Genomic DNA, 19,726 nt, shown 5'->3' with positions numbered 1-19,726 from the left:
CGTTTAAAGGTGACCTCAAAGGAGAGAGTTTGTTGGCTAATGTATTTGACACTTTAAAAGAACGTGGATTTATCGCGCAGTGCACGAATGAAGCAGAGCTTCGTGAATTGTTGGAGAAAGAAAAGGTCACGTTCTATATTGGCTTTGACCCGACGGCTGATAGTCTGCATGCTGGACATTTTATCGCTCTTATGGCGATGGCACATATGCAGCGTGCCGGTCATCGTCCCATCTGTTTAGTGGGCGGCGGCACCGGTACTGTCGGTGACCCAACTGGCCGCACGGATATGCGCAAAATGCTGACGGATGAAGACATCGAGCATAATTGCGAATGCTTCAAGAAGCAGATTGCCCGCTTTATTGATTTCAGTGATGGCAAGGCTATCATGGTCAACAACGGCGATTGGCTTCGCAAGCTCAACTATATCGATTTGCTTCGCGATGTGGGTGCTTGCTTTACTGTCAACCGTATGTTGGCAGCTGAATGCTACAAGCAGCGTTGGGAAAAGGGACTGACCTTCCTGGAGTTCAACTATATGGTCATGCAGGGCTATGATTTCCTTGAGCTTAACCGTCGTTACGGTTGTAAGCTCGAAATGGGCGGCGATGACCAGTGGTCGAATATTATCGCTGGTGTCGAGCTCAACCGCCGCAAGAACAACACGGCGGTCTATGGCCTGACGAACAAGCTGCTCACCAAGAGCGATGGCAAGAAGATGGGCAAGACCGCTGGTGGTGCGCTCTGGCTTGATGCAGAAAAGACGAGCCCGTACGAGTTTTATCAGTACTGGCGCAATGTCGACGATGCAGACGTAGAAAAATGTCTGGCACTGTTGACCTTCCTGCCGATGGAGGAAGTCCGCCGTCTCGGTGCTTTGCAGGATTCGGCTATTAACGAAGCTAAGAAGGTCTTGGCTTATGAAGTCACAAAAATTGTTCATGGCGAAGCTGAAGCCGAGAAGGCACAGAAATCGGCAGAAGCCATGTTTGGTGGCTCGGGGGCTGGTGCCGATATTCCGGAAGTTGCGGCAGAAGCTGGCAGCAAACTGTTAGATGTTTTGGCAGCTGGCAATATTGTCGCATCGAAGAGTGAAGGGCGTCGTCTCATTCAGCAAAATGGTATTGCCTTGAATGATGTGAAGGTCAGTGATGTGGACTATGTCTTGACAGCGGCAGATTTCAAAGATGGTGCTGCTATTGTTAAAAAGGGCAAGAAAAAATATTTTAAACTGGTAAAATAATCTTTATCCTGTCGGTTTTGCGTTTTATACGTGAAACTGGCAGGATTTTTTTTCTTGGTAGCGAATACAACGGTAAAGATGTTTTGACAGCAGTTGGCCAAACGGTTAAGAAAACACCGTGAGTTGTCAAGAATATTATTGCTTGTTTGCTTATTATCGTTTATAATATAAGTGACAAGAATACTCTAAAATTGAATAGCGGAACAACATAAGCGCTACAGTCATGCGATGGCTGTGCCAGCAAGGGAACACCTTAATCCCATTTCGGGTTAAGGATTCGCTGGTTTGTTGTGAAATTGGAATCTTCCCTGCCGACGGCAGGAGGGTGCGAAGCGTGGAAACTTGGTACTCATAAGAGGAAAATGGATCGACAAACGAAAGAGGCGAGAAAAATGAAAAGCTGGCGGCGGATGGTTTCCCTGCTGGTACTCGCGCTTATCGTTCTTGCTGTTTCGCCGGCATCGGCAGCAAATCTTGATGATGAGATTCTGCATTATGTAAACGCAGTTCGCGTTAATGCAGGGGTGGCTCCGATGGTATTGGATCATGAGCTTATGGCAGCTTCGTCGATTCGTGCAGAAGAGTCGAAAGCTCGTTTTGCTCATCAGCGTCCAGATGGCCGCGATGTTAAGTCGGTTTTAGAGAATAAAGCATCTTATTCCTGGTTCGGTGAGAACCTGGCAGTTAGCAAATCGGATGATGCGGAAGCAATTGTTCGTGCATGGATGAATTCGCCGACGCATCGTGCCAACTTACTCAATCGCCATTATACGAAGATGGGCGTTTCCTGTGCAAAAGGGGCCGATGGCCGTTACTACGTAGCACAGGAAATGGCATGCGATTAATGGGATGAGATTGCTGACAGAATGGATACTTCTATGGGAATGTTTTGGCCAAGGGCTGGAGCATTCCCTTTTTGTTTTGGTGGAAAGTGTGGGATGAATGATGGCAAAAAAAGTGATGGCAAAAAATGTGATGACAAAGGGAAGCGCCGCCATCGGCATACTGCTGGCTTTGACTACTTGGAGTGAAATCGCAGACTGCGCCCCAGCAGCCCTGCCGCCACTGGATGCTGGTACTTTGACAAGTGATGAACGAAATAACGGGGTAGAACTTCCGGACTTTGGCAGTGGCACGGCCACCATTGCAGTTCCGGAGGAGGAAAAGCCTGAGATGTCCATGGCTGCGGAAGTAAAAGTTCAGGTCAATGGATTTCGCATTACGGGACAGGATGTCTACCAGGAAAAGGTTTTGCAGGAGCTGCTAAAGGATTATCAAGGGCGTATGGTGACGTTCAAAGAACTTCAACAGGGCGCAGATAAACTCACGGCTTACTTTCGTCAGCGCGGGTACTTGATGGCGCGGGCCTATCTGCCCGCACAAAAAATAACGGGCGGCATCGTTGAGTACACCATCCTGGTAGGGCGTCTGGGAAAGGTCAACGTGGATAATAAGACGAAAATCCATGATTACATCGTGAATCGGGAACTCGGTTTTATGAAACCTGGAGACTATTTGACACGGAAAAAATTGGAACGGGCCGTTTGGCTGTTGTCGGATTTAGCCGGTGCTGATGCCCAGGCTAAGTTATCCCCAGGGGAGCGATCGGGGACGGTGGACGTACTGATAAAACTAGCTCCCCATCAGGGAAAATGTGGAGCGTTAACCGGGGACAACTATGGCAATCGGTATACCAACTACAATACCTACGGCCTTTCCTATGATATTTTAAATCCAGAACACGAAGGGGGCCAGCTGGCCCTGGCTGGGTCTGCGACCGGGGAAGAGCTGTACAGCTATAATATCAATTACACCTTGCCAGTTCTGCAGAATGGCTGGAAAGCCTCGATAGGGTATAATAGGCTATCGTATCACTTGGGAGACATCTATCGTCCCTTAGCGGCCTATGGAACATCGCGAACCCTTTCGGCTGGTTTGGATTATGCCGTAGTGCGGAGTCAGTACCGGAACCTCTATGCAGCGCTCCACTATGAGCATACCAAGCTTACCGATGAAATCCGATTGGCAGATTCCTGCCTTCGGAAATACAGTCATGGGGTGGTGGCGTCCCTTTATGGTGAGCAGACGCTGTCCAAGGGCGTTTCCAGCTGGCGGGTGGATTACAAATGGGGCACCTTAGGCTTCCGGGACGAGGAAGGTTGGCAACAGGATAAATGGGCACATACTGCTGGAACCTTCCACAAAATGCGGGTGAACTGGCAGCATTACCAGCATTTGCCCCATCGGTTGAATTTGTTGCTATCCGCTAGAGGTCAATTGGCTAGTCACAATCTGGACTCTTCGGAGCATTTTTCCTTAGGTGGTGCATCGGGGGTACGGGCATATCCGGCCAGCGAAGCGTCGGGCGATGTGGGTTATCTGTTGCGGGCGGAGCTGCGGTATCCGCTGTGGCAGAAGGATAAAAATCAAATGCAGCTGGCTGGATTCATCGACCACGGCGGTGTGAATCTGGAATGCCATAAACAGGGAGCTGGGGAAAATCATCGCTATCTTCAAGGGGCCGGTATCGGCATTTTATTGACCCGTTCCGACGAAGGTTTTTTGCGGGCCGATTATGCCTGGCCCTTGGGGGCAGAACGCTCCCGCAACGACCGCAATAATGCCAGTGGCCATTTCTGGCTTCGCGGGGGAATTTATTTTTAAAATTCCCTTAGAACAAAGTTAAAGGAAACTTAAATCTTTCAAATTCAGAAAATACACTTAAGTTTCGGATAGTTTTAATCGATATAATACATGTAAGATACTTTATCGACTTATTGTAAAGGAGGGAGCGTCTATGATTTCTTCAAGGAGGAAGAGGTGGCATTTAGCTTTAGCCGTGGGGCTTACGGTTTCTACTTTTTCGTTTGCTAATGTAGAAGCGGCTCCGGAAGGCGGTAAAGTTCGGTCGGGTAAGGCCGAAATCAGCAGGGATGATCACACATTAGTTGTGGACCAGCAGACGCGGCATGTGGCCTTGGATTGGCAGAAATTTGACATCGACCAAGGAGAAACGGTGGAATTTCGGCAGCAGGCCCATGATATTGCCGTAAATCGCGTGATAAGCAACAAGGCTTCGGAGATTTATGGCAACTTAAAAGCCGGTGGCAGTGTCTTTTTGATTAATCCCAACGGAATCCTATTTGGCCAAGGGGCACAAATTGACACGGGCAGTCTGGTGGCTTCAACGGCTAAGGTAGATGACCGTTTCATGACAAGCTTTGGTGAGGGCGTGGAGGCAATCACCTTGAAGCTCGATGAAACATCGACGGGACACATTGTTAATGCTGCGGATATCAAGGCCCAGGGCGGTTTAGTGGCCTTGCATGCATCCGTGGTGCAGAACACGGGAAGCATTGAAAATGCAGGCGGCCAGGTGGCATTAAGTGCGGTGAAAAATCTGGATCTTTCTATCGACACCGCGGGAAAACTAAACTTTACTGCTAGTGGGGAAGCAGCTCAGGCCCATGTCCTCAATAGTGGAACCATTAATGCTGCAGGTGGACGGGTGATTATGACGGCTAAGAGCGCTGGCGATATGCTCAGCGAAGTGGTCAATCATTCGGGAATTGTTGAGGCAAAGAACCTTAGTGTCAATGACCGCGGCGAGATAATCTTAGATGGTGGCAGCCATGGTCAGGTAAATGTTTCCGGTGCCCTTGACGTGTCGGGATTGGAAAAAGGAGCAAACGGCGGCATCATTCGCGTACTTGGTGAGGATACCAATATCGAAGCTGCGGCTGTGCTGAAAGCTGTTGGTCAGGGCAATGGCGGCTTGATTGAAACCTCTGGCGATGTTTTGCGTGTGGATACGCAGGCGGTAATCGATGCGGCGGGCCTTACGGGAAAGGCTGGTGAGTGGTTTATTGATCCGGTAGATATCATTATCAGCAACGAGGCCCCAGCGGGTTACACCGATATCACCCCTGGAAGCAGTGACGTAGTTTCCACGGTGCAAAACTATAACAGCGAAAGTGAAGCGGATGAGGAAAAACACAGTTATCTTAGTGCCGATTATATCAGCTGGCGATTGAGCAATGGAACCAGTGTTAGAATTCAGGCCTTGGACGCCAATCATAATGATCCTAAGGGGCAGATTTATTCGCTGGGGATTTCCAATATTGCGGTAAATGCACCCATTGAGAAATCCGTTTCGAAAATGAATGGCATTGCGGCTGCCTATGGTTTGGAAAACAGTGAGGCAACCCTAACCTTGCAGGCACAGCAAAATGTCATAGTCAACGCTCCGATTACGGCGACGGCGGGCAAGCTGAATGTTAATCTGCATGCTGATACTGACGGTGATGCCAAAGGTATGGTTATCATTAACCGCGATATTACGACCAATGGCGGCGACTTCACTGCTGGCTGCGGCGAGACGATAGACGCTGGCCGCGTGGGAACTTATTTTGGACATGCCAATGATGAAAAAGATGCTGAGGGAAATTACCCCGTGGATGGGGACCGCAGAATCGTAACCAATGGCGGTAAAGCATCCCTTTATGGAGATGTGGCGCTAGGCCTTAACAAAGGAAAATTGGTAATCGACACGACTACCGTGGATGGCAGTGGTGGCGATATCCATATTGGCGGCAACGTGGATTCAGCAAATTCCTACCGGTTATTTGCCAACCCTATCGTAGGACCAACATTGCAAAATTCGGTGAAGAATGACCCGGAACTCAAGCGTATTGCAGGGATTTACTATGAAAATTACTTAAAGAGTTACGTTTGGAAATCCTTTGAACAGCTGACGCCTGAAGAACGCGCCGAAATCGAAGCAAGATGCTTTATGGATTATGAAAAAATCAATAATGCTCCCCTGCCTACAGGGGATGCTGCTACTGAATTGGTAAGGACATATTATAAAGATCACGTGAAACTTGGCCTGAATGGCGCGGTTAACGATATAACCTATGAAGCAAAAGATTTTAATCAGTTGAACGATAAAGAATATACTCAGTTAGCAAAGCATATTCTCACGAACTGGGCCTATAACAGAACGATAAATCATGAATCCATCCTGACGCGTTGGGAATTGGCGGAGATAGCTGCCCGCGAAGGCACTGCTGGTGGTTCGGCGATTGGCGATAAATATTTGGCGACGATTACCACCGAACTAGAAAACTGGATTGTTGGCTCGCTTATGGCGGGCAATCCAAATGAAGCATTAATCGGTGGCAAGACGGATGTCGTTGGCCAAGAGGTCACAGCAGGGCGAGAATTTTACTGGGTAACGGGGCCGGAAGGCGAAGCCAATGATGGAAAGGGTACGCTGTTCTTTACGACAACTGGTAAGGGACAGGGTATCGTAGCGGAAAATATGTACCAGGGCTGGTCCCACGATCCGAAGCATGGCAATAAACCCTTTAATGAACCGAATAACGATAGCGTTATTGACCAGCCGTTTGTGGGTGTAAACTGGAAAGCAGACGCCGGTTGGGCCGATGTCAACAATCAGTGCAGCAACGTCATCGGTTTCATTCAGGAAACCAATACGGAGCATTCGGCTATGTCGCTTCAGGGCGGCAGTGGCGCGGTAAATATTGGTGGCAATATCGGCAAATCGGTACATTTAAGCGATTTGCAGGTGACTACCGCGGGAAAAGTCACCGTTGGTGGTGGTGTCAACCTGTCGGCTGGTGCCAATGCGAACGCTGACCCGACACTAATAAATTCGGACCGTTATACGGGTTTGGTGAATACCGATAACACGGTAACCCTACAAGGCGGTGCGGGGGTGACCATCGGGGACCGCATTACGACAACCAGTGGCGATGTGCAGGTAGATTCGGCCGGTGTGGTTAAACTAGCTGGCATAACCGCTGGTGGAAAAGTCAAGGTAGCAACTGATGGGATTGCAAGCAGCATTAATCTTAGCCATAACATTCAGTCGGCATCGGCGGCAACGGATGCCGTAATCCTCGATGCAGGCAGTGGCAGCTTTGTGAACACATCTACGGAAGCTGCGGGCATTGTCACGGGAACAGGTGGTAAATGGAAGGTTTACTCTGGTTCGCCGGCAGCAAATGACTTTGGCAGCAACTTAAACAGCGATACCTATGCCCTTTGGAATCGCGGTTCTGATGCCTATAGTTACACTCAAGTGGAAGATGAAGCCGAGACGGGACGCTATATCTTCAAGTATCAGCCCACCGTTACCTTAACGGCGGCGAATATGGAGAAAATATATGGCGAGACCCTAAGTGGTGCTTCGGAGTGGCAGGCAGAGGCAGAGACGACGCAGTATGCAGCCTTCACAGAAAATGCCGTGATAAACACGGCCAAGGTTGCTGGCGTGGCTTCAAGTATCGGCTTTGCCGCCACGGCTGACCGCACGAGTGGTGTGGCCGCTGCTGCGGATGGCTATAACGCCATTTATGCCATTAACCTGGATGTGAATGACAGTTCCTTTGTCAATACCAATGCCTATCAAAATGGTTATCAGGCGGCTGCGGGAAATGGAGCAACGCTTACCATCAACAAGCGCAGTGTACCCATTTGGGTAAATCTTTCGACCACCTATGGTTCGGCGGATTATGCCGTTTCCCTTGAGGCGGTTGCCGATGATGGTCAGGGGCATGGTTTGGTGAATGGGGCATCCTTGAGCAATCCAACCTTTCACTTCGATGAGGATTACGCGGATCAAATTCCAGCAGGGGGCACGACTCCTGCTGTGGGGACTTATACGGATGTAGTCCATTTTACTGGCGCAGCCTATGAGAACCCCAACGATGCGGCCAATTATGAATTTGAACCAGAGCTTGGCAAGACCACCGTTGCTCCTCATGAAATCGTGTTGAATTTGACCGGTCAAGGAGAAAGTTTTGACTCGTCAAATGTTGAGGTACTAGGACAGGATTACAGCGGTCAGTGGGTAAATGGCGATACGGCAACTACCATGCCAACTTTGGCTTATTTGCTAGGGACAGCGAAAAGTGAAGATACCTATTCCATTTATCTTTCCGCAGATGATACGGTGCTCAATTCGGGGGATGTAGTGGGAAATTATCGCTTTAAGTATGACGGCGTATACAAAATCACGCCGCCAACGGTGATTAATTCCCAGCCAGCAGCCGAAGTCGATACGGTAGTCGTTGACCCCAATGAGACGCTGCCAATCGATTTAAACGGGCTTGATGAGATGAAGATGGTGGTAAATCCCCAAGTGATTCCTGAGGATGAAGTAACCAATCCACCGATTCTGCCAGATTTGGAGGAACTCGTAACGGAACCGGCGGATACCAAAGTAGAGCGGCCGCAGCTAGACTATGCAGAAGGCGCTTTGCAGGCGGGTACAGCAGGTTATGAGTCTGTACCAGCAAATAAAGCAAATCCGGTGGAGCAAGTCCTCGGTTTGACCACGGCCCAACTGCCGGTGGGAAAAGTCAAGAATGGACAAGTGATCCCGGACGGTACTTATGCCTTGGATGTACAACCGAATAGCGTAACCATGAGCCCGGTAGAGCGACAACTGGCAATTCCCAAGACTAGTGTTGCCAAACAGAAGCGTGAATATACCAAGGCGATTCCGCTAACCGATGATAGCGCAACCTTTACGATTTGCTATGATGGTTCGATTTTGGGAATCCATCCGGCTGACAGCCGCGCGGAGCAGGCAGTGCAGCGAGGCGAAGCAAGTCATAATGTGGATGTTATGGCAAAAGCTTTGCATGTTGCCTTTAGTGAAATGGGATTGGAACTTGAGGATTTGGATGCGATTTATGTGTATCTTTCCTAAATAGTACTGCTTTGCGTACGTAGAGCTCCACCAATGATGGTGGAGCTCTATTATTTGACGAAGACTTTGAAACGTAGTATACTAAACCAGTTAGTACAGAATCAATTCCTCCTGTACCCAGGAGGAAAAACATAAGAAAAAGGAGCGGTGTTCCTCATGTCAGGACATTCTAAATGGGCAAATATCAAACGTAAAAAGGGCGCAAACGACGCAATCCGCGGTGCACTCACGACGAAAATCGGCCGTGAGATCACGATTGCAGTTCGCATGGGCGGCAGCGACCCGACGGGCAACATGCGTCTGAAACTTGCTCTTTCGAAGGCAAAAGCCAACAACATCCCGAAAGACAACATCAAACGTGCTATCCAGAAGGGCGAGGGCACGACGGAAGGTGCAAACTACGAAGAGCTGACTTATGAGGGCTATGGCCCGGCTGGTACGGCTGTCATGCTCGATATCCTCACGGATAACCGCAACCGTACGGCTGCAGATGTCCGCCACCTGTTCTCGAAACACGGCGGCAACTTGGGCCAGGATGGCTGCGTTGGCTGGATGTTCCAGAAGAAGGCCATCTTCGTGGTGGAAAAAGAGACCTTTGCAGATGAAGATGCCTTGATGGAAATCGTTCTCGAGGCCGGCGCTGATGACATGAAGGACGAAGGCGAAGTCTTTGAGATTACGGCTGAGCCGGATGCTTACGATGATATTGAGGCAGCACTTGAGGCCAAAGGTATCGAGACGGCATCGTCGGAAATCACCATGGTCCCGGACAACACGGTCAAGCTCTCCGGCGAAGACGCTGAGAAGATGCAGAAGCTCGAGGATGCACTCGAGGAGAATGACGACGTCCAGAACGTTTACAGCAACTACGAAATCGAAGAATAATTATCGCTTCGGAAATATAAAGGGGCTCAGAGGCTGAGCCCCTTTTCTGGTATCGAGAGGAGAACTTATGTTAGCTTTAGGCATTGACCCGGGAACGGCTATCTGCGGCTATGGCTTTGTCGAGTCAAAGGGCAGCCGCTTGATTCCCCATGCCTATGGGTCGATTTTCACCACGCCGAATATGAAGATGGAAGACCGCCTGCTCAAGATCCATACGGAACTTGATGCGCTGATAAAGAAATACAAGCCCGATGTTATGGGCGTCGAGAAACTGTTCTTCAACCGCAACGTCACCACGGCCATCCCTGTAGGCCAGGCGCGCGGCGTGGTACTACTAGCTGCGGCGCAGAACAACCTGCGGCTCGTGGAGCGGACACCGATGCAGATCAAGCAGGACGTCACGGGCTATGGCAAGGCGACGAAACAGCAGGTCATCTACATGGTAACCAAGCTGCTGCATCTGCCCGAGCCACCAAAGCCGGACGATACGGCCGATGCCCTGGCGATTGCCATCTGTACGACCTATTGCATGAATGACGCCGTCTGGCGCAATCAGTTATAAGGTATAACAAAACGGAGTCTCTTACTTTTGGAAGTAGGAGACTCCGTTTTTATTTCTATCAGTGAACAGCCTTTAAAATCCAAAGGACAAAATACGTAAGGCCGCCAGCAATGAGCGGGCCGACCGCTACGCCGTGGAACAGCAGGACGCCAGCCATGGTGCCGATGATGAGCGCCGGGATGACATCAGGGCTGTTCTGCAAAAGTTCAACGCCGCCGCCGCCAGCCACTGCGGCCAAAAGACCGGCCACGATAGCGATGATTCCCGCATGGGTGCGGAAGGCATCGAGCATGGTCTGGATCGTGATCGTGCCATTGGCAATCGGCACCAGGATTGCCGCCGTCAAGATGATGATGCCCCAGTTGAGCCCCTGGGAACCCAAGGCATTGAGTGCCGTCGTAAGGCCAAGGATCTTCAGACCCAATACAATGGCTGTCGCATAAAAGACCGTCATATTATGGCCGATATAACTGAGCAGCAGTACCGTGCCTAAGGTGATATATTCAATATACAAATCGTTCAGCTCCTTTTGTGAATTACTATATCATTATACACGGATATGGGGGATATGGAAACTGTTTTACTATTACAAAACACGATTATTAATATAATGTATACAATCACTTTACATATTGACACATATTTTTTCACAAGGTATGCTTGATTAGTAACATTTTTTAATTATCGTGTAAATTTAGAATTTGGAGGTGCAGGGAATGGTTGAACTCATGTGGGCGGCTGGTGTGCTGATAACATGCTTGGCCGTGTATCTTTTGATCAAAAAGTATGATGCCAGAATTGTTTTGATAGGTTCTGGTATCGCGATGTGCTGCATAGGCGGTGTTCCTATGGCAGCGCTTAACGCCTTTGCCAAAAGCATGACCAATAGCGGACTCATCCAGGCAGTCTGCTCAGTTATGGGCTTTGCGATGGCTGTCAAGTTTACGGGTTGTGATAAGCATCTGATCAATGCGATGGCAAAAGTGCTAGTCAAGGGCCGTATGGTCGTGATACCGGGCGTGGTAGTCGGCACCTATCTGGTCAATATCGCCTTGCCAAGTGCTGCGGGAACGGCAGCCGCTGCTGGTGCGATATTTATCCCGCTGCTCATGTCCATTGGCGTTCATCCGGCCCTGGCTGCTGCCGCCGTCAAATGCGGTACCTATGGCAGCATGTTGAATCCGGGCCTTGCGCACAACCCCTTTGTCGCCAAAATCGCCGGGGTCGATGTCATGGAAGTCATCTCATTCCAGATGCTTGCCAATTTAGCCTCGCTGCTCGTGGCTACGATCGGTATCTCTTTAGTGGCTCGTTTCCTCAAAGAGGATAAGGGTTATGTGGCAGAAGGCCTGGAAATTGAGGAAGATTTCCATGTTAAGCCCCTTTATGCACTTATGCCAGTTTTGCCAATCTTGATTTTGCTGGCTGGTTCTACGGGGCTGATACCAGCTCTGAAAATGGGCGTTCCGCATGCCATGATTATCGGTGCGATTGTCACGATTGCTGTGACGCGGGCCAATCCCTCGGATTTAGGAAAAGCCTTTTTTGAAGGCATGGGCAAGGCTTATGGCTCGATTATCGGTATCATCATTTCTGCTGGTGTCTTTGTCGCTGGTCTTACCTCCATTGGCCTCGTCAAGGCCTTTATCTCCGCCATGGTGGATAACCCTGCCATTGTGAAACTCTGTGCGGCGGTAGGACCCTTCTTGCTGGGCTTGGTAACAGGTTCTGGTGATGCGGCTACTTTTGCTTTCAATGAGGCCATTACGCCGCATGCTGCTGATTTCGGCTTGACCTCGTTGCAGATGGGTTCCATGGCGACTTTGGGCGGAACACTGGGCCGCACGATTTCGCCGATTGCTGGCGCAACGATTATTTGTGCTGGTATTGCAGGCGTGAACCCGATTGAGATAACGAAACGCAATGGTCTGCCGATACTTGCGGCACTGGCTACGGGCATGATTGTGTTATTGTTTTAAGAAAATAAACAGTGAGAAACGGTCGATATTGGTTTGACCGTTTCTTTGGCGTTATAGGAGGCATCACCATGCAGACGATGATAGAAGCGATAAAGACTGCAGTAAAAGACATGCAAGGGAAAATGGTATCCTGCCGTCGTGATATACATAAGCATCCAGAGCCGGGCTGGACAGAGTTTCGCACTGCATCACTAGTGGCTGAGCGGCTATCTGAGCTTGGATATGAACTAAAACTCGGAGAGGCGGCTATTGATCGCAATATGATGATGGGGGTACCATCTGCAGAAAAACTGGCAGAAGAGATGCAGCGTGCTGAAAAAGAAGGGGCGAAAAAAGAATGGCTCATGCAAATGACTGGAGGCCTTACGGGCATAGTGGCTGTGAAGAAATTCAGCGAGGATGGCCCAGTGGTTGCCTTGCGTTTTGATATGGACGCAAACGACGTGCAGGAATCCAGGGCTAGCAATCATTTCCCGCAACAAGAAGGATTCTGCTCTCTGCACGGCCAGGCTATGCATGCCTGTGGTCACGATGGTCATACCACAGTCGGCCTGGCTGTGGCCGAGATTCTCGTCGCCCAGCAGGACAAGCTGAAGGGAACCATAAAACTTGTCTTTCAGCCAGCAGAAGAAGGCGTCCGTGGGGCTAGAGCAATGGTGGAAAATGATGATGTGGACGACGTGAATTTTATGCTGGGGGCGCATTTCGGTTTCCAGATGAAACATACTGGCACGATTGCCTGCAACGTAACGGGGTTCCTAGCTACGAGTAAATACGATATTCATTTTGTCGGAAAACCTGCCCATGCCGGAGCGGCCCCAGAGCAGGGGAAAAATGCCTTGCTGGCAGCTGCCTGCGCAGCGCTGAACCTGCATGCTATCCCGCGGCATTCTCACGGAGCATCCCGTATCAATGTGGGGAAACTCATAGCTGGCAGTGGCCGCAATGTCGTAGCCGATAAGGCCTTTATGGCGATTGAGACTAGAGGCGCCAGCAGCGAAATCAATAGCTTTATAGAGCAGGAAGCACTAAGGATCATAAAAGCTGCGGCAGCTATGTATGATGTTGATGTGCAGATAGAAAAGACTGGTGGCGCAGCTGGCGGGAGTAATAGTCCGGAATTAGCGGCGTTCTTGGAAACGAAGGCAAAGGAGCTTGATATCTTTACGACCGTAGCTGGTCAACGGGATTTTGGTGCCAGTGAAGATTTTTCTTATTTTATGGAGCGCGTGCAGAATCATGGTGGAAAGGCCGCCTATATGATGATTGGGGCGGATTTAGCCGCAGGGCATCATGATTCGTCCTTTGACTTTGATGAAAAGGCTATGGGATATGCCGCGAACATGCTGGCATACTCAGCAGTATCGTTACTTTTGCAGGGAGAAGAAATATGATAAGCAGAAACCGATTGGAAGAACAATTCGCCAAGCTGAAGGAGATTACAGCGCCAGGCAAGGGCATCAACCGTTTGGCGTTTACCGCTGAGGATCGAGAGGGGCGCGCTTATGTCAAAAGCCTTATGGTTGCTGCTGGACTTACCGTAAGGCAGGATGCTTTCGGCAATTTGATTGGTCATTATCCAGGACGGGAAGATGATCTGCCTGCCGTTATGTCGGGCTCCCATTGTGACAGCGTTCCTCAGGGCGGGAATTATGATGGTATCGTGGGAATCCTGACGGCTATTGAGGCAGTGCGGAGCTTGCATGAGCAGGGAAAGCTCCCCAAGCATCCGCTGGAAATCGTTGCCTTCCAATGTGAGGAATCCAGCCGCTTTGGTGCTGCCACATTGGGCAGCAAAGCGATGCGCGGCATGTTGAGTGTTGACGATTTGAGACGGCTCAAGGACAAAAACGGCAAAATCTTATATGAGGTGTTGCAGGAGAATGACCTGGAGCCCGAAAAGATTCACGAGGCCAAATATGACAGGCCGCTGAAGGCATATTACGAAGTTCATATCGAGCAGGGAAAGGTGCTGGAAAGCAAGCAGAAAAGGATTGGCATCGTAACGGGAATCGCGGCACCGACGAGACTCAAGGTTCTGTTAGCCGGTCATGCAGACCATAGCGGGGCAACGCCTATGGGCCTGCGGCAGGATGCAATGTGTGCCGCATCCGAGATAATCCTGGCAGTGGAAAGACTGGCAACTGATTACACAGAAACGCCGGTAGTGGGGACTGTGGGGGTAGTGAATAACATCCCGAATGTCATGAATGTAGTCCCCGGAAATGTGCAGCTGGGGATAGATATCCGTAGCATTTCGGAAAAGGCGAAGGCACAAGTAACAACAGCCGTAGAAGACCAGATCATGAAAATTTGCCAGAAACGCAAAGTGCAGGCAAAAATCGAAACGATCAGCCAGGATAAACCGGCCGTGATGCAAAAAAAAGTCGTAGACTTCTTGATGGAAATCTGTGAGCAACAGCATGTGCCCTATATCACAATGCCAAGTGGTGCTGGCCATGATGCTATGCATTGGACGGACTATACCGCTACTGGGATGCTCTTTATCCCCTGCAAAGGCGGAATCAGCCATCATCCAGACGAATATGCAGAGATGCGTGATATAGTGACGGCGGCAAAGCTATTAGAAAAGGCTATATGGCTTACGGCAAATGAATAATCGTGATTAGTTGAAAAAACAAAGCCCAACTATCTTATTATGGAGGAGTTGGTCGTTGGCTTTTCGCGAGTGGTGGAGATCGTTCAAAAAAAGTGGTATGATATTACTTGAAATGGGGAAAATATAATACGAATAGTATCTTTACATTTGCTGCTATTTCTTGGTTGAGACAAGGTAATGGAACATTTGCCGCCAATAGATATAGAAGCGTTTATGAAGGCACTTGCAGATCCGGATTTAGGCAAGTAAGGCGATTGTTATTGTTGCAAATTATTATGTGATTTTTTATCATAAATAAAATGTATGGGAGGAAATTGTTTGTGGATTATCGAAAAATTACGTGTGATAGTGATGAATTTAATGATGCTGTTATTACTATAAAAAATAATGTTTTATCCAAGAATAATATGCCTAAACTTATTGTTGGTACGGGCTTATCGGCATCATATGGTATTCCTGGGATGTGGGAATTATCTGAAGAACTAAAGTCAAAACTTGGGTTTCATAAGGATGATGATATAAAGAATGCCTGGATTAGAAGAGAGAAGGATATCAATGATAATGGTTTAGAAGAAGGCCTTAAGACACTGTCATCAGATGAACAGAAACTTATTGATGAAATACGTAAAATTACAGCGGGCTTTATTCTACGTAAAGAATGGCCAAAGTTATTGGATATATATCAAAAATCTAGTGGATTTGAGAAACTACTTACATATTTGAAGTCTACGGTAAGTGTTAATCATGGGGTAATTGATATTATGACTCCTAATTACGACAGAGTGATAGAAACATTGTGCGATAAGTGCGGAATACAGGTCATTACAGGATTTTCAGGAGAGATATTTCAAAGATTCGAGCCTCTAATACTGAAAAAAAAAGATTATTACAGAATGTGCAATTGTTGCATAAGATTATTTAAACCGCATGGATCAATAAATTGGATTAGTAATAGTAATGGAGAACTACTTATTAATGATTTAGCTTATTTGTGGAAGCACAGAGATGACATTGAAATAATAGCTCCTGGAGGTCCAAAATATGAAGCTGGAATGACAAATAATACATTTAGAATTATGCGTGAAGATTTTAATGAGCTGATATCCGAAATGAATGAGCCATATTCTTTGTTGATTTATGGATATGGCTTTAATGATACACACTTTAATACGGTATTATATCAGAATACTAAGAAAAATGTATTGATTCTTTCAAAAGATATAAAAGAAGAGGTTTTGGAAAAAGCTAAAAATAATCATATGGTTACCGCTTTTTTTCAAAAAGATTCCAAAAATTTTATGATCTATAAAGGAGAACAAATCGAAATAGATAAGAGTCTATGGAATATGGATGTCTTTGCTGACGTGTTTTTAGGATAATGCTTGAAAATATGGAGGAGAATAATGGAAAAACTTACAGAGTGCTTAATAACTACGGTTGGAAAAGTTGTTAATGTTGATACAAAGAAAATAACGGTTGAGGTTGAAGAAGAAGACATTCTTAATCGTCTCAAAATAAATGACATGATTGTAATGGAGGGAAATAATGCAGATGAGAAGCTGATAGGTATTATTACTAAAGTTACAAAAAAGAGAATTGATGGTTTTGAAGATGATGAAAATCTAGAAGATGAAATATCTTCTGTAAATCTATGTAATGTGACCATGGTAGGTACTTTTTTTATTAAACTGGGAGCGAAGAGAAAAAATATTTTTAAAAGGGCAATTAATACATACCCTGAAATAAACAGTGATGCGTATCTTGCTGAGGGTGATGCGTTAGCAATAATAATGAATTCTCTTGATAATGAGTCAGCAGATACAGAAGAAAAGTTGGTTATTGGAAAGTATGCTAGCAATAGCGACGTTGCAGCTATTTTGGATGGTAATAAATTTTTCCAAAGACATGCTTGTATTGTTGGAAGTACGGGCAGTGGAAAGTCATTTACTGTGGCTAATATATTGGAGAAGGCAAATAAGCTGCCGTATACCAATATTGTTGTTTATGATTTGCATGGAGAATATACACAGTTAAGCTATGCTGAACAAATTAAGATCACTGATGAAAATGGAGGACTTCATATCCCTCTTTGGTTTTTTAATTATGAGGAAATACATTCACTTTTTATTGAATCTTCTGAGGGAACTTCTACAAATCAGAGAGCTGCGGTTATTGATTACATATTAAGAAGCAAGAAACAATATATTGAAAATAATATGTCGGGAATATCTTCAGAGATTGTTACTGCGGATACGCCTGTTCCTTTTTCAGCGCATGAATTAAAAGATTATTTGGAAAAAGAAGATTTACGCGAAGATGAAACTGGAGAAGTTTATAAAACAGGAGATAACAAGGGTCAACCAAAGACAAAAAAAGGGCAATATAATGGTAAACTTACTAATCTCATTATGAGACTGCAAACAAAAATGGACGATAAGAAATATGGTTTTGTTTTTGACGAAACTGATACACAAAAAGATTCATATTTAAAAATATTTGCTGATCGAATAATAGGCGCTGATTCTGGAAAGAAAGTAAAAGTTATTGATTTGTCCGAAGTTCCTGCTGATATGCTTCCGATAGTGATAGGAATTGTTACAAGAATTATCTATGATATTCAATTTTGGATGAGCCCTGAAACAAATCAGACAAGGCACCCTTTGGCAATTGTTTGTGATGAAGCGCATATATACATGGCAAATGATACATCAAAGATGAAAGCTGTAGAAAAGAAATCTTTAGAAATATTTGAAAAAATATCGAAAGAAGGACGAAAGTATGGAGTGGCCCTTGTGATTGTATCTCAGAGACCTGCTGAATTAAATACTACTATTATTTCACAATGCAATAACATTATAAGTCTTAAAATCACAAATGATCGTGACAAATCGGCTGTTTCAGCAATGCTAACTGATTCATTGGTGGGAATCGTGGATACGTTACCAAATTTGGATGTGGGTGAGTGCATTGCTGTAGGTGATGCGATTAAGTTGCCGGTGAAAATTTTGCTTAATAAACCACAAGAAGAACCCATCAGTTCTACAATTAATTTTTGGGATAGATGGAATGATAGAAAGGATACAGTCTTTGATATTGATAATGCAATAAAAAATATGATTAAACAGTCAAGAAAATAAGACCATGTATCTTATTTCAATATTATTGTAGAGAGAAAGTTGTTGTTTATGAGGGCAGAAGAAAAATCGTTTTATTTTTTAGCAATACCTAGCTATTATGATATTCCTTTCTTCCAAAGGGCTTACGCTTGGAGCGAGGAAAACTGGAGTGAGCTTTTTTATAATCTTACAAGCAAGTGGTCCTATGTCAAGATTTAGTACAACGTAAAATGAGAATTTTTGAGAGTATGAAAAAATCTTTGTAAATTAACTTTCCCCGAAAATATAAGGTCTTCTATGATAAACTATAATCAAATCATAGGCCTTTTATCATGGCAAGACAGAAAAAAGAGATTCACAAAGTAGAAATGACCGATGGCAAGCGAGCCATCATCCAGCAGCTGTTCCAAGAGTACAACATCGAGAGCGCTACTGATATCCAAGATGCCTTGAAAGACTTGCTGGGCGGTACCATCAAGCAAATGATGGAAACGGAAATGGATGAGCATCTGGGCTACAGTAAGTCTGAACGCTCCGATAGTGAGAATTCCCGCAACGGATACAAAAACAAGCGTGTCAACAGCAGTTATGGTAGCTTTCAGATTGATGTCCCGCAGGATCGCCAATCCTCCTTTCAGCCCCAGGTAGTTAAGAAGCGGCAGAAGGATATTTCCGCCATTGACGAGAAAATTATCTCTATGTATGCCAAAGGCATGACCACCAGACAGATCTCTGGAACTTTAGAAGACATTTACGGCTTCGAGGCTTCAGAGGGATTCATATCCGATGTTACCGATAAAATCCTGCCTCAGATTGAGGAATGGCAGAGCCGACCGCTTTCCAGTATATACTCCATTATTTTTATTGATGCCATCCACTTTTCCGTAAGGCATGACAATATGATTACTAAGCTAGCTGCGTATGTCGTAATGGGGATAAACGAAGATGGCCGCAAGGAAGTCCTTACGATTGAAGTGGGCGAAAATGAGAGCAGTAAATACTGGCTGGGCGTCCTGAACAGCCTCAAGAACCGTGGCGTAAGGGATATTCTTATTCTCTATTTGGATGGGCTTACTGGCCTGAAAGAGGCCATTTCTGCAGCATTTCCGAAAACGGAGCACCAGCGCTGCATAGTCCATATGGTGCGCAATACACTGAAATATGTCGCCAACAAGGATATGAAAAATTTTGCCAAAGATCTTCGTACCATCTATACCGCCCCTGATGAGAAAGCTGCCGTTAAGCGGCTGGAGGAAGTGGACAAAAAATGGACGCCCCATTATCCGGCGGCAATGAAGCGCTGGTTTGACAACTGGGATGTAATAACGCCGATATTCAAGTTCTCAACAGACGTCCGTACAGCCTTTTACACGACCAACGCCATTGAGAGCCTGAATTCCTCATATCGCCGTCTGAACAGCCAGCGAAGCGTTTTCCCTAGTCAACAGGCATTACTGAAGGCATTGTATCTAGCAACGTTCGAGGCCACCAAGAAATGGACTATGCCAATTCGTAACTGGGGCAAGGTAGTGTTTTTGAATTCATAGCTGCAACCTCATATGCTGATTGTCAGCTGACAATA

Annotated in this window: 13 protein-coding genes; 12 read left to right on the top strand and 1 reads right to left on the bottom strand. The window is 46.6% G+C overall.

The genetic code is table 11. The annotated features are described in order from the left end of the window. Window positions 1-32 precede the first annotated feature (32 nt). The 6 genes from tyrS to ruvC all read left to right on the top strand — a co-directional run bounded on the left by tyrS (window position 33) and on the right by ruvC (window position 10,429). Entirely contained in the window at window positions 33-1,241 is a 1,209-nt protein-coding gene (tyrS, locus tag BLQ36_RS07135; protein ID WP_074514912.1) for a tyrosine--tRNA ligase, read from the top strand. A 392-nt stretch (window positions 1,242-1,633) separates the two neighbouring features. Beyond that, window positions 1,634-2,086, top strand: a complete 453-nt coding sequence (locus BLQ36_RS07130) for a CAP domain-containing protein (RefSeq protein ID WP_074514911.1) — start codon at window positions 1,634-1,636, stop codon at window positions 2,084-2,086. Window positions 2,087-2,183: 97 nt separating this feature from the next. After that, window positions 2,184-3,905, top strand: a complete 1,722-nt coding sequence (locus tag BLQ36_RS07125; protein ID WP_143558699.1) for a ShlB/FhaC/HecB family hemolysin secretion/activation protein — start codon at window positions 2,184-2,186, stop codon at window positions 3,903-3,905. A 133-nt stretch (window positions 3,906-4,038) separates the two neighbouring features. Continuing rightward, on the top strand, window positions 4,039-8,982 hold the full coding sequence (locus BLQ36_RS07120) for a filamentous hemagglutinin N-terminal domain-containing protein (RefSeq protein WP_081342261.1): 4,944 nt from the start codon (window positions 4,039-4,041) through the stop codon (window positions 8,980-8,982). Between the two features lie 156 nt (window positions 8,983-9,138). Beyond that, window positions 9,139-9,867 (top strand): YebC/PmpR family DNA-binding transcriptional regulator, encoded by a 729-nt coding sequence (locus tag BLQ36_RS07115; RefSeq protein WP_033169410.1) that lies wholly within the window; start codon window positions 9,139-9,141, stop codon window positions 9,865-9,867. Window positions 9,868-9,934: 67 nt separating this feature from the next. Next, complete coding sequence (gene ruvC / locus BLQ36_RS07110; protein WP_074514909.1) at window positions 9,935-10,429, top strand: crossover junction endodeoxyribonuclease RuvC; 495 nt, start codon at window positions 9,935-9,937, stop codon at window positions 10,427-10,429. 58 nt (window positions 10,430-10,487) lie between these two features. Here ruvC and BLQ36_RS07105 read toward each other — a convergent pair whose 3' ends face one another. After that, on the bottom strand, window positions 10,488-10,943 hold the full coding sequence (locus tag BLQ36_RS07105; RefSeq protein WP_074514908.1) for a DUF441 domain-containing protein: 456 nt from the start codon (window positions 10,941-10,943) through the stop codon (window positions 10,488-10,490). Between the two features lie 202 nt (window positions 10,944-11,145). Between BLQ36_RS07105 and dcuC the strand changes: the two genes are divergently transcribed. The 6 genes from dcuC to BLQ36_RS07075 all read left to right on the top strand — a co-directional run bounded on the left by dcuC (window position 11,146) and on the right by BLQ36_RS07075 (window position 19,691). Further along, window positions 11,146-12,408: a C4-dicarboxylate transporter DcuC gene (gene dcuC / locus BLQ36_RS07100; RefSeq protein ID WP_074514907.1), complete on the top strand. Its 1,263-nt coding sequence runs from the start codon at window positions 11,146-11,148 to the stop codon at window positions 12,406-12,408. Window positions 12,409-12,485: 77 nt separating this feature from the next. Then, window positions 12,486-13,802 carry an amidohydrolase gene (locus BLQ36_RS07095; RefSeq protein ID WP_074515026.1) on the top strand — a complete coding sequence of 439 codons (1,317 nt, stop codon included), beginning with the start codon at window positions 12,486-12,488 and terminating at the stop codon, window positions 13,800-13,802. Then, complete coding sequence (locus tag BLQ36_RS07090) at window positions 13,799-15,028, top strand: Zn-dependent hydrolase (RefSeq protein ID WP_074514905.1); 1,230 nt, start codon at window positions 13,799-13,801, stop codon at window positions 15,026-15,028. Before BLQ36_RS07095 ends, BLQ36_RS07090 begins: the two co-directional genes overlap by 4 nt. A 320-nt stretch (window positions 15,029-15,348) precedes the next feature. Next, on the top strand, window positions 15,349-16,407 hold the full coding sequence (locus BLQ36_RS07085) for an SIR2 family protein (protein ID WP_180364838.1): 1,059 nt from the start codon (window positions 15,349-15,351) through the stop codon (window positions 16,405-16,407). Window positions 16,408-16,431: 24 nt separating this feature from the next. Next, the gene (locus BLQ36_RS07080) at window positions 16,432-18,165 is read left to right on the top strand and encodes an ATP-binding protein (RefSeq protein WP_074514903.1); all 1,734 of its coding nucleotides are present in this window, start codon (window positions 16,432-16,434) and stop codon (window positions 18,163-18,165) included. 311 nt (window positions 18,166-18,476) lie between these two features. Next, on the top strand, window positions 18,477-19,691 hold the full coding sequence (locus BLQ36_RS07075; RefSeq protein ID WP_074514901.1) for an IS256 family transposase: 1,215 nt from the start codon (window positions 18,477-18,479) through the stop codon (window positions 19,689-19,691). Window positions 19,692-19,726 lie beyond the last annotated feature (35 nt).

It is taken from the genome of Selenomonas sp. WCT3 (genome assembly GCA_900100835.1).
In the GTDB taxonomy this organism is placed as follows: Bacteria; Bacillota; Negativicutes; order Selenomonadales; family Selenomonadaceae; genus Selenomonas_A; species Selenomonas_A ruminantium_E.
The sequence above is the reverse complement of the archived record's forward strand: the minus strand, read 5'-3'. Positions and strand labels throughout refer to the sequence as shown.